Genomic DNA, 11,474 nt, shown 5'->3' on the forward strand with positions numbered 1-11,474 from the left:
TGACGCAATTCGGAGTCAATCGTGATTCCTGCGAGATTCGAAAAATTGATTGAAGCGGTTCAAAATCGGTGCTGGCGCAAGGAGTTCTGCACCGAGGGTCTGTAGCCGATCAGCTCCCAGCCTTTGAATCATCAAGCTTCTTGATTTATTGGAACGTTCCATTTATAGCGGCCCGGAAGGGAGAGCTCCATGGACATCACCTTGCCTGCCGCAAATGGCGACCGGGTCAGCTACCGGCTCGTCGGTCAACCGGTCGAGCCGAGCCAGGACGCGCCTTTTTCGCGCATCGCCTATGCCGCCGCCCATGTCGTTGCCGACCCCATCGCCATGACCAACCCCTGGTCACAACCGGCGGTCGACTGGGACAAGACCATGGCGTTTCGCCATCATCTGTGGCGGCTCGGCTTCCGCATCGCCGAGGCCATGGACACGTCTCAGCGCGGCATGGGTTTCGACTGGGCCAGCGCCAAGGAACTGATCCGGCGCTCGATCGCGGAGGCCAAGACGGTGCCGGGCGCCGACCTCGCTTCGGGAGCGGGAACCGATCATCTGGCGCCGGCGGCGGCCAAGACGCTCGACGACGTCATCAGCGCCTATGAAGAACAATTCGCCTTCATCGAAGGCGAGGGCGGCAAGGCGATCATGATGGCGAGCCGTGCGCTGGCGGCGGTTGCAAAGGGGCCGGACGACTATGCCCGCGTCTATGACCGGATGCTTTCCCAGGCATCAGGCAAGGTCATCCTGCATTGGCTGGGCGACATGTTCGATCCGGCGCTCAAGGGTTATTGGGGCAGCAACGATTTCGATGCGGCGCTCGGCACGGTCGTCGCCATCATCGAGCGGCATGCGGACAAGGTGGAAGGCATCAAGATATCGCTGCTCGATGCCGAGAAGGAGGTGCTTCTGCGCGAGCGGCTGCCCGACGGGGTGATGATGTTCACCGGCGACGATTTCAACTATCCGGAGCTGATCGCAGGCGACGGCAGGCGGCATTCGCACGCGCTGCTCGGCATCTTCGACGCCATCGCCCCGGTCGCCAATGCCGCGCTGGCGAAGCTGGCGGAGGGCGACAGAGTCGGTTACGACGCGCTGATGGCGCCGACCGTGCCGCTGTCGCGCAAGATCTTCGAAGCGCCGACCGAATATTACAAGGCCGGCATCGTGTTCATGGCCTGGCTGAACGGGCATCAGGACCATTTCACCATGGTCGGCGGTATGCAGTCGGCGCGCGGCATATGCCACTATGCGGACGTCTTCCGGCTCTCCGATCAAGCTGGCCTGTTGGCCGACCCCGATCTTGCCATGGCCCGGATGAAGACTCTGCTGGCGACGGCGGGCGTCTAGCCTAGACCTATGGCGGCTTGCTTCCTGGCAAAGCCCCTGTTTGATTTCTCAACCTACAAGGCTGGCGCAGGACACGCTCCGCGCCCTCCTGACCCATAGGTGAGCACATGGAAGTTCCAGGTCTGAAAGGGCGGGTAGCGGTCATCACCGCCGCCGGCCAGAACATCGGCAAGGCCGTCGCGCTGGCGTTCGCCCGAGCGGGGGCGCACATCGTCATCACCGGGGGCAGCGACGCGGCCAAGATCGAGGCCGTCGCCGACCAGGCTCGATCTTTCGGCGTCGAGGCGATAGCATCCATCTGCGACGGCGCCGACGAGGCCGCCATGAATGCCTTGATCGAAAGGGCGGTGGCGGAACTGGGCGGTGTCGACATCGCGGTGTCCTGCGCGGGGATAAGACCGCACCAGCCGCTCGAGGAGATCACTCTCCAGGACTGGCAGAAGGTGATCAATACCAATCTCGGATCGGCTTTCATCCTGACGCAGGCGGTCCTTCCCCACATGCGCAGGAGGAAGTATGGCCGCCTGCTTTACATGGCAGGCACGGAAGCGCTTTTCCCGCTGGCGAACCGAGCGCATGTCGTCGCCGCGAAACATGGCATGCACGGCCTGGCGAAGGCTGTGGCGCTGGAATGCGGGCCGGACGGGGTGACCGCCAACAGCATTGCCCCGGGATGGCTGGACACGGACAGGAATGCGGCCTGGTACCCCGATCTCGAGCAAACCTACGAGCATGTGAAGGCGACGGTGCCGCTAAGGACGCTTGGAACCGCCGAAGACGTCGCCAATGCCTGCCTCTATCTCGCGTCCGACATGGGCAAGTTCGTCACCGGACATTTGTTGCACATAAACGGCGGCGAGTTCATGGTGTAGGCTTGCAATCATCAGGGAGCGCGGTCGGCGTGAAGGGATACTGGCTCATCGTCGGAACCGAGATTTCGGACCAGCAGGCGCAGGCCGAATATAGCCGTCTCTGGAAGCCTATCGGCGAAAAATACCAGGCACGAACCAACACGACGAACCAGCCGCCTCTGCTCGTCGAGGCGCGCGATGCCAGGCGCATGGTCCTGGTGGAGTTTCCATCGCTGGAGATCGCGAAGGCCTGCTATGCGGATCCGGCCTATGAGGAAGCCATGCGCTTCGCGCTCAAGGCGTCGAGCCGTACGCTGGTGATGTTCGAAGGGGATCTCGGTTAGCCAGCGGGCGTAGCGTCGTTGAGAGCCGCTAAACTCGAGCTCGATTCGCCATGGCCAACGCTATGCGGGGGGCCAGTCGTCAGCCTAGGTTATTGGAAGGATGGTGGGCGTGACAACGATGGAAGTTGTTACCCCTGCAATGTTAATGCAGTGCGTTCTCTGATTCATTGCGAAATCGCCACCGAAGAACGTGAACAGAGCAAAAACGTTCGAACATATCTGTGCCGTTTCTGTGCCCGTGGGGCGCGATCTCCCTATGCGTCAGGCGAGAGAAAGGGCCCTCGATCTGATATGTTTCGAACTCTTCGCCAATAACAATCATTTGATGGGATGATACAAATACATCATGGCGTTTTGCCACGGCCCATCTAAAACCGTCGGGGGGATTGAGGGAAGGGGCAACAAAAATGGTTTCCCGGGTTACTGCTGTTGGGATCGCGCTTGTTTTTTTGGGACTTGGCGCAGGCCAGGCCGCGGCATGGGGGAACACGAAAACCCTTGAGAGGACAGCGCTTTCGGGGAAAGAAATCGACATCTATGAGGGGTCGAGTGTTAACCCAGACTGCTCGAACGCGGGCCCGGTTGATCTGAAGGCTGTTTCCGGACCAACCCATGGCAAAATCTCGATCATTAATGCAAAGACATTCCCGCACTTCGCCAAAAGCAACATTCGATGGAAATGCAATTTCCGTAAGGTGGACGGCATAAAGGTGCTGTACCGGTCGAAGCCGGGGTTCAAAGGCGAGGACGAAGTCGCCCTGTCGGTACACACATACGAAGGCGCATCATACAGCATCACGATCAACGTGAAGGTCGAGTAGCAGCAAGCCGCTACTGCCGATGGGGACTGTTCAGCGAGAGGGATTTATTCCCGCTCAGGAGGAAAGCCATTGCGAACGAAGAGCCGCCCGCAACAATTCAAGCGAGATCAAAAGCGGTAGTTCAGGCTCAGAGAAACCGTATGGGTGCTGGGCTTGACAAACGTTGGGCCAACCAGCGCGCTGTCGTCTTGGAAATTATGGTCCGAGAAATGCGCGTAGGCGTAATCAAGGCCGACAACCCATTTGTCATTGAGCGCGTAATCTGCGCCAACCCCGATCGTCCAGCCGGTATAGGTCCGGTCGAACTTGGTATCTCCAAAACCGAGAACGCTATATCCGGTATCGTGCAGGTGCAGGAAGGCCACGCCGCCCTTAACGTAAGGGAGGAAAGTGCCCATCGCATATCCCGCCTTCGCGATGATATCGCCTTGCCAATCGGCAGCGGTCTCGAACGTTTCACCGTCAATCGTCGGCACTGTCTTCTTGTTGAACACCGCAACCAGACGGGCCTCCGCTCCGAGAACGAAATTGTTGTCGAACTGGTACTGGTAGCCCACTTGTCCGCCAATCGATGCCGATGTGCTGTCGCCATCATATCCGGTGGGATCGTAATTCGGGATCGTCACATCCCCTTTGAGAAAATTGACGCCGGCCACTGCACCAATATAGGCGCCTGTCCAATTGTAGGACGAGGGCTCGACTGACAATGCATCCGCAGCGAAGGCTGACGAACAAAACCCAACAAGCATTGCCGATGTGAGTAGAACCTTCCTCATAACTTGCCTATCGCTCCGATCCGCCATTGCATCTAAGGGTTGATAGCATGGGTTTCAGTGGTGGCGCTGTAACACAGCGGCAACAGTGGCGCTGGAGGGAGCGTGGCGAGAGATTGCGTCCGACACCGTGAGCAAGGTTCGGACCCAACGAAAACCCCGCAAGCGGGAGCCAGCGGGGTGAAAGATTGGTTTGATCTCGAGCTGCCAGGGCAGCGAGCGAACCTATGATGGGCACAGGACGCGGCGTGTACTTTCACTCGCCTGCTTACGCCGCCGCTTGTGCCAGGCAGTGGCGAAGACCGGCTATGTTATTTGGAAGGATGGTGGGCGTGACAAGGATTGAACTTGTGACCCCTGCAATGTCAATGCAGTGCTCTCCCGCTGAGCTACACGCCCATCCGACGCCGCGCATACACCACTTTTGATCCGGCGCGTCAATAGCGGGAATGTGGAAAGACGGCTTCCATTCGTCGCATCGGCGAGGACCCTGCCGATGCGAGCCTCGATGCAGGCCTCAGGCGGCCTGCAGCATCTTCTCGACCTCGTTGACGAGATCGCGCAGGTGGAAGGGCTTCGACAGCACCTTGGCGTCCTTGGGCGCCTTCGAATCGGGATTGAGCGCGACCGCGGCAAAGCCGGTGATGAACATCACCTTGAGGTCCGGATCGATCTCGGTGGCGCGGCGGGCGAGCTCGATGCCGTCCATTTCCGGCATGACGATGTCGGTCAGGAGCAGCGAGAAAGGTTCTTCGCGCAGCCGCTCATAGGCGCTGGCGCCATTGTCGAAATCGCTTACCTGGTAGCCGGCGCGTTCCAGCGCCTTGACGAGGAAGCGGCGCATATCGTCGTCGTCTTCCGCCAGCAGAATGCGTGCCATCATGTCCCGTCCGAATCATCCGCCCAAGCCTGCCGCCGGGCAAGGCCGTTAACCATGCTGTATATGAGGATGTGCCGGTAAACATCAAGTGAATGAAGGGCATCCGACATCCGGTTCGAAGCGCGGTTTCACAGCCTGAAATGCTGGACATGCCGGACGCAAGGTGGCAAGTTTTGGGTCATGATGCAGTGCTTCATCCTGGTTCATACAAATTGAAGACGGCAGCCGAGGATTTTTCGGTCGTTCCACCCTTCGAAATCCGATCGGGCGCCGAACAGCGCGTTCCCTTCCTGTTCAACTCACCGCATAGCGGCCGCCATTATCCGGAGCGTTTCCTGGCCATGGCGCGGCTCGACCGTAACGCCATCCGCCGGTCGGAGGACTGCTATGTCGAGGAGCTTTTCGGCGGCGCCGTGCCGCTCGGAGCGCCGTTGCTGGCAGCGAACTTTCCGCGCGCCTATCTCGACGTCAACCGCGAGCCCTGGGAACTCGATCCGCGCATGTTCGCGGAGCCGGTGCCGTCCTTCTGCAACATCCGCTCGGCGCGTGTCGCCGGCGGGCTGGGTACGGTGCCGAAACTGGTCGGCGAGGGGCTCGACATCTATTCCGGACGCTTGCCTTTGGCCGAGGCGGTAGGACGCATCGAAGCGGTGTACAAGCCTTATCACGAGACGCTGAAGCGGCTCCTGGCCAGGACGCATGCCAGGTTCGGCTATGCCGTGCTGATCGACTGCCATTCGATGCCGGCCTCGATCCGCGTCGGCGACAACGGCGTGCGGCCCGACTTCATCATCGGCGACCGGTTCGGCATCTCGGCCTCGCCGGCGCTCACCGAAATGGCGATCAGCCTGCTTGTCGGCATGGGCTACACGGTCGCGCACAACAAGCCCTATGCCGGGGGTTTCATCACCGAGCATTATGGCAGGCCGGCGCGGCATCTGCATGCGCTGCAAATCGAGGTCAATCGCGGGCTTTACATGGACGAGCGGACGTTCCAGAAATCGGCCGGCTTCGACGCCTTGGCCGCCGACCTGACCCGCTTCTCGGCCGACCTGATGTCGATGCCCGATCATCATTTCGTCGATTTGCCGCTCGCAGCCGAATGACGGTGCGATCGGTGCACCGAGTTCTTTACAAACGCAATTCCGGTCGGAAACCGCTTCACACCTTCCTGGAATTGCTCGAAAAAAAGACCGCGTCGTTTTCACGACACGGTCGAAGTCTAGGGAGGAAACGCCCAAGGAGGGCATGGACAGGAAAACCTGCCCGATGACAGAATTATTGTGCGTCGCACAAATGTCAATCGACATCAGGGTTTTTTAATTCAATATGATGTGGAAATTCCGCTTCAGCGGTTCAGATGTGGCATTCGGGCAACAGAAAGCGGGCGCCTGACCGGTCTTGAGAGCGCCCGTTCTGCGAGAAAGAGCGGCTGGCAAGGGCCGCGATGGGGAGAGCGACTTGGATATCAGCACCGATTTCATGCGGCGCATCGCGCATGCCGCCGCCGCGGAAACCTTGCCGCGCTTCCGCAGTCAGGGAACGGTCACCAACAAGCTTGCGGGGAGCTTCGACCCGGTCACCGAAGCCGATCGTGAGGCCGAGCGCGCGATCCGCGCGCTGATCTCCTCCGAATATCCCGACCACGGCATCCTCGGCGAAGAGCATGGCAGCCAGAACCTCACCAGCCGGCATGTCTGGGTGATCGACCCGATCGACGGCACCCGCGCCTTCATTTCCGGCATTCCGGTCTGGGGAACGCTGGTCGGGCTGACTGTCGATGGCGATGCGGTCGCCGGCATGATGTCGCAACCCTTCACCGGCGAATTGTTCTACGCCAACGCTTCCGGGTCGCATTATGAAGGACCGGGCGGTCCGCGCAGGCTGGCGACCCGCAAGACGACCGAACTCGCACAGGCGACGCTGTTCACGACCACGCCGGCCCTGTTCAAGGGCGATGCGCGCAAGCGCTACGACCAGTTCGAGACAAAGGTCCAGCTCGCCCGCTACGGCACCGATTGTTATGCCTTCGCCATGCTGGCGGCCGGCAGCATCGATATCGTCGCCGACCCGGGCCTGAAGCCCTACGACATCGTCGCGCTGATCCCGCTCATCGAGAAGGCCGGCGGCGTCATCACCACTTTCGAAGGCGGAGCGGCCGAGAAGGGCGGCGACATATTGGCGGCCGCGACGCCGGAACTGCACGCGGCGGCGATGGCGGCGCTGCGCGGCTGAGCGGGCGCGATCAGGGAGTGTCGCCGGTGCCGGGGATGAAGGCGTCGAAGGCGGCCAGGAACTGTTCGCGGTAGATGTCCTTCTCCTGCAGGATCTCGTGCTGGGCGCCGTCGATCATCAGCAGCGAGCCGACGCGCAATTTCCTGGCATAGGCTTCCACCGCTTTGGTCGAGACCACCCGGTCGGCGCCGGCGGCGACGATCAGCATCGGCACCCTGATCCTTGCCATGAAATCCGGATCGCTGACGGCATGGGCGGCCGCGGCAGCCGCCTTCAGCCAGCGTATGGTCGGGCCGCCGAGCGCCAGCTGCGGCCAGGCCTCGTAGATGCCGACATTGCGCCGGTAGCGCTCAGGGTCCGAGGTCACCTTGTTCACCTCGAAAGGCGGCGGCACTTTCGGCCGCGGACCGAGCGCGGCGTAGAGCCAGCCGAGACCCAGCGCGCAGAATATCGCGCAGACGCGTCGCACCGTGGCGATCGAGACCGGCAGGTCCGGCACCTCCAGAAAAGGCGCCAGCAGCACCATGCGCCGCACCCGGTTGACCATGGACGGCGAGGCAAGCAGCGCGATCACCGCCCCGGTCGAGTGGGCGAGGATGTAATAGGGGCCGCGGCAGTCGGGCAGCACGACCTCCTCGAAAAATTGCTCGAGGTCGCGCGTGTAGTCGCGGAAGCTGCGGACATAGCCGCGCTGGCCGTCACGCAGCAGGCGGCTGGAAGCGCCCTGGCCGCGCCAGTCGAGGATGGCGACGCCGAAGCCGCGATCGGCGAGATCGCGGATGGTCTCAAAATATTTCTCGATACATTCGTTGCGCCCGGTCAGCAGAACCACGGTGCCCTGGAGCGGCCGGGCGACAGCGGCGAAAACGCCGTAGCGGATCTTCTTGCCGTCACGCGTGGTGAAGAAGCCGCCCGCGGCGTTTTGCGGCAGGGGATTGTCCTCGGTCAGATGGAAAAGATCCGTCATTCGGTGTCGTTGCTTGTTCTTTGCCCGGACGGGCGAGGCGTCGGCATGGTGATAGACGGCCAGCCGGCAAAAGCAAAGCGCTGCGAGGATTTAAGCGGAACCCGCGCATAAGCCGAAATCGGAATCGATTTTCGGAAAGGACCACGCGCGAAATCAAGTGTGCTACATCGCCCTTAACGAGTCCGGAGGACGCGCGGCGCTATAGTGAAGGGGAGGCCGGAAGTGCCTGCGGCGCACTTCCGGCCTCTGTCGATCCGGGAGGAAGGGACGTTGCACCCGGTTCGGCCTCGTCGCGGCGCGGGGATCGATGCGCCGCTTGTCCGTCATGTTGGTCAAAGCCTAGCGCTGAATGACTGAACGGATGCCGAAGCGGCGGTTCATCCGCCATTCATCAACGTGGCCACATTGCGACGCGAAAAAACCTTGAAATGGCTTTTTGAGCTTCCCAAATGAAGGTTGCGGCCGCCGATGTCGGGGCCGCTGGCCTATCCGGAACGCCTTGCGAGGGTTTCGCACCGGGTCACACGCAAACCATGTTGCTCAACAGGAGAACACTTATGCGTCACGTTGATTTTTCCCCGCTTTATCGTTCGACCGTCGGCTTCGACCGGCTGTTCACCATGCTCGACTCGCTCGGCCAGCCCGAGACCGCGCAGACCTACCCGCCCTATAACATCGAGCGCACCGGCGAGAACGCCTATCGCATCTCGATGGCCGTTGCCGGCTTCTCGGAAGACGAAATCTCGATCGAAGCCCACCGCAACGTGCTGACCGTCAAGGGCGAGCGCAAGGAAGAGAACAACAGCGAGGGTTCGGAGCTGCTGTATCGCGGCATTGCCTCGAGGTCCTTCGAGCGTCGCTTCCAGCTTGCCGACCACGTCGAAGTGGAAGGCGCCACGCTGAAGAACGGTCTGCTCTTCGTCGATCTCAAGCGCAACATTCCCGAGGAGCTGAAGCCGCGCAAGATCGCGATCACCTCGTCCTCGGACAAGGCCAAGCAGATCGAGGCCAAGGCCGCCGCGTAACCCGCGGTCTCCATCCCAGACAACGTCTCCCTCCCGAGACGAAAGCGGCGCCGAGAGGCGCCGCTTTTTATTGTGCCGAGCCTTTCTGGCTATCGGCTTTTGCCGCGACGACAGCTTCGACATTCTGCCGATGAACGGCTTCGTATGGTGGAAAATATTCGGTTGCCGTCGTGGCAAAAATGTCGGCGCCGAAGGTCCTTAGATCCTGCCTTGCCAGGTCCGGATCATGCCGGCAGGCAAGCAGCTTGCGAATATAGGCCTGTGTGGCGCCGATGAGGCTTCGGTCATAGCCACCCGCTTCGATTGCCCGCAAGGAACCGTGGTTGGGCAGGATTCGATCGAACCGCCAGCCGGCCATGCGTTCGAGGTCGACCAGATGCTCGCCCAGGCATTCCGGTTCCGAAACATAGGTGACGGAGTCTTCCAGCGTGTCGCCCGCCAAAAGCAGGCCGGCGTCGGGCATCAGCAGCACCATGCCGTCATGGCTGTGGATTTCGACCTGGCGGAGTTCGATGGGGATCGCTCTACCATCAGACTGAGGCTGCCCTCGAACATTCTGTTGGGCAGGACGAGGGGCTTGATCGGCGGATTGCCACTCTCGATCCCGGCGCGGCCGCGTTCGAGCGCCGCGGCGGTGAGGCGGTTGGCGATGATCTCGCAATCCTTAAACACCTCGTTGCCGGCGATATGGTCGTTATGCCAGTGGCTGAGCACGACGCGTGTCGAGGTCACGCCCATCTCTTCGAGCGTCCGCCGGATGAAGCGGGCATGCGGCAGAGAGATATGCGTGTCGTAGACGAGCGCCTGCGATCCGTCGACGATCGCATAGGTGCAGATGCCGAGCGTATAGGCGCCGTCGTCCAGCCAGTTCGGCTCGTCCGACCAGATGCGGACGCCATCGACGCGGCCGTCATAGAAGCCCAGCACATTCGGCGCCGGGCGGACCAGGCGCATTGTCGAGGCGAGAAACGGCCTGGCCATGCCGGGAAACTCAGGCGAGCAGCTGACCGAGACGCTCGATCTCTTCCGTCGTGGTCGCGAAGCTGGCGACGAAACGGTAGATCGCTTCCTCCTCTCCGAGATGGCCATCGAAACCCTGCGGAAGGCCCCATTCGTAGAATTTGGCGCCGGCCGCCTGCAGCTTCTCGGCTGTCTCGCGGGCGAGGATGGCGAAGACCTCATTGGCCTGCGGCAGCCAGGCGAGCTTGCCGGTCGGCGCGTCCTCGATCGTTTCCGCCAGATGCGCGGCCATCTGATTGGCGTGTGCCGCCATCCGCAGCCACAAATCGTCGGTGAAATAGGCCTCGAACTGGGCCGAGATGAAGCGGGCCTTGGAGAAGGTCTGTCCGGCGCGCTGACGCAGCAGGCGCAGGTCCTTGCCGAGATCGGGATTGAGGATCACCACCGCGTCGGCCATCCAGCAGCCATTCTTGGTGCCGCCGAAGGAGATGAGGTCGACGCCGCTCTTCCAGGTCATTTCGGCCGGGCTGACGCCGGTCGCCGCAATCGCATTGGCGAAGCGCGCGCCATCCATGTGCAGCGGCAGCTTGTGGCGGTGGCTGACCTCGGCGACCGCCTTGACGTCGTCGATGCTATAGACCGTGCCGACCTCGGTCGCCTGGGTGAGGGTGACCGCCATCGGTTGGCCGGCGGGGGCCAGATCCTGCGAATAGCGCTTGATGGCGCGGTCAAGAGCTTCGGGGTTCATGCGCCCCAGCGGCCCCGGCACCGGCGCCATGCGCGCGCCGCCGGTGTAAAAACCCATCGCGCCGAACTCGTCGACATTCATATGCGCTTCGGAGTGGCAGAGCGCGATGCCGCCGATCTGGTTCACTGCAGCCATCGAAAGCGCATTGGCCGCTGTGCCGGTCGCGACGAAGAAGACCTGCACCTCGCGCTCGAAGATCTCGCTGAAGCGGCGATAGACGGCGCGATCCACATCGCCATCGCCATAAGCGACAGCGATTCCGGCGGCATGGCGCGACAGATTGGCGGAAATGTCGGGGTGGACGCCGGCCCAGTTGTCGGAGGCAAAGAACATCGAGAGGTCCATATCGTGATTGGCAAAGGCGGCGGGACTTGACCGCTTCGGCGGTTGAAGCGCAAGGGCCAATCGCTGGCAAAGCGGTGAAGCCAGCGCGTCCCCTCAAAAGACCCCGGACCGAAGCTTGCGTTTCCGGTGCTCGCCACGAACATTTGTGTCGCGGCACGACCAAGTTTTTTGTGAATCAGTC

General features: G+C 61.6%; 13 protein-coding genes and 1 tRNA gene. 7 read left to right on the forward strand and 7 right to left on the reverse strand.

All coding sequences use genetic code 11. From position 1 onward, the window contains the following. Positions 1-189: 189 nt before the first annotated feature. From P9273_RS12165 to P9273_RS12180, 4 genes are all read left to right on the forward strand, one after another. Positions 190-1,344, forward strand: a complete 1,155-nt coding sequence (locus tag P9273_RS12165) for a dihydrodipicolinate synthase family protein (protein WP_278049131.1) — start codon at positions 190-192, stop codon at positions 1,342-1,344. Between the two features lie 107 nt (positions 1,345-1,451). Beyond that, a complete protein-coding gene (locus P9273_RS12170; RefSeq protein ID WP_278049132.1) occupies positions 1,452-2,216 on the forward strand; it encodes an SDR family NAD(P)-dependent oxidoreductase in 765 nt (254 codons plus the stop codon). A 29-nt stretch (positions 2,217-2,245) separates the two neighbouring features. Next, positions 2,246-2,539: a DUF1330 domain-containing protein gene (locus tag P9273_RS12175; protein WP_278049133.1), complete on the forward strand. Its 294-nt coding sequence runs from the start codon at positions 2,246-2,248 to the stop codon at positions 2,537-2,539. A 407-nt stretch (positions 2,540-2,946) separates the two neighbouring features. Beyond that, positions 2,947-3,360 carry a hypothetical protein gene (locus P9273_RS12180; protein WP_278049134.1) on the forward strand — a complete coding sequence of 138 codons (414 nt, stop codon included), beginning with the start codon at positions 2,947-2,949 and terminating at the stop codon, positions 3,358-3,360. A gap of 107 nt (positions 3,361-3,467) precedes the next feature. Here P9273_RS12180 and P9273_RS12185 read toward each other — a convergent pair whose 3' ends face one another. The 3 genes from P9273_RS12185 to cpdR form a co-directional block, all read right to left on the reverse strand. Further along, a complete protein-coding gene (locus tag P9273_RS12185) occupies positions 3,468-4,136 on the reverse strand; it encodes an outer membrane protein (RefSeq protein ID WP_278049135.1) in 669 nt (222 codons plus the stop codon). 321 nt (positions 4,137-4,457) lie between these two features. Further along, positions 4,458-4,532, reverse strand: a tRNA-Val gene (locus P9273_RS12190). 118 nt (positions 4,533-4,650) lie between these two features. Next, entirely contained in the window at positions 4,651-5,013 is a 363-nt protein-coding gene (gene cpdR / locus P9273_RS12195; protein ID WP_006199474.1) for a cell cycle two-component system response regulator CpdR, read from the reverse strand. Positions 5,014-5,162: 149 nt separating this feature from the next. Between cpdR and P9273_RS12200 the strand changes: the two genes are divergently transcribed. After that, positions 5,163-6,119, forward strand: a complete 957-nt coding sequence (locus tag P9273_RS12200; protein WP_278049136.1) for an N-formylglutamate amidohydrolase — start codon at positions 5,163-5,165, stop codon at positions 6,117-6,119. A gap of 355 nt (positions 6,120-6,474) precedes the next feature. Beyond that, the gene (gene hisN / locus P9273_RS12205; protein ID WP_278049137.1) at positions 6,475-7,248 is read left to right on the forward strand and encodes a histidinol-phosphatase; all 774 of its coding nucleotides are present in this window, start codon (positions 6,475-6,477) and stop codon (positions 7,246-7,248) included. A 10-nt stretch (positions 7,249-7,258) separates the two neighbouring features. Here hisN and P9273_RS12210 read toward each other — a convergent pair whose 3' ends face one another. Continuing rightward, positions 7,259-8,215: an alpha/beta fold hydrolase gene (locus tag P9273_RS12210; protein WP_278049138.1), complete on the reverse strand. Its 957-nt coding sequence runs from the start codon at positions 8,213-8,215 to the stop codon at positions 7,259-7,261. A 557-nt stretch (positions 8,216-8,772) separates the two neighbouring features. Between P9273_RS12210 and P9273_RS12215 the strand changes: the two genes are divergently transcribed. Further along, positions 8,773-9,240 carry an Hsp20 family protein gene (locus P9273_RS12215; RefSeq protein ID WP_040997220.1) on the forward strand — a complete coding sequence of 156 codons (468 nt, stop codon included), beginning with the start codon at positions 8,773-8,775 and terminating at the stop codon, positions 9,238-9,240. A 67-nt stretch (positions 9,241-9,307) separates the two neighbouring features. On the opposite strand, the gene P9273_RS32270 is transcribed toward P9273_RS12215, so the two are convergent. From P9273_RS32270 to P9273_RS12225, 3 genes are read right to left on the reverse strand one after another with little or no spacing between them, the layout of a single operon-like run. Then, on the reverse strand, positions 9,308-9,703 hold the full coding sequence (locus P9273_RS32270; protein WP_336619385.1) for a hypothetical protein: 396 nt from the start codon (positions 9,701-9,703) through the stop codon (positions 9,308-9,310). After that, a complete protein-coding gene (locus tag P9273_RS32275; RefSeq protein ID WP_336619386.1) occupies positions 9,703-10,221 on the reverse strand; it encodes an MBL fold metallo-hydrolase in 519 nt (172 codons plus the stop codon). The genes P9273_RS32270 and P9273_RS32275 overlap by 1 nt, the downstream gene beginning before the upstream one ends. Positions 10,222-10,231: 10 nt before the next feature. Then, on the reverse strand, positions 10,232-11,281 hold the full coding sequence (locus P9273_RS12225) for a threonine aldolase family protein (protein WP_278049139.1): 1,050 nt from the start codon (positions 11,279-11,281) through the stop codon (positions 10,232-10,234). Positions 11,282-11,474: the final 193 nt, after the last annotated feature.

The organism is Mesorhizobium sp. WSM4935 (genome assembly GCF_029625735.1).
Lineage (GTDB): Bacteria > Pseudomonadota > Alphaproteobacteria > Rhizobiales > Rhizobiaceae > Mesorhizobium.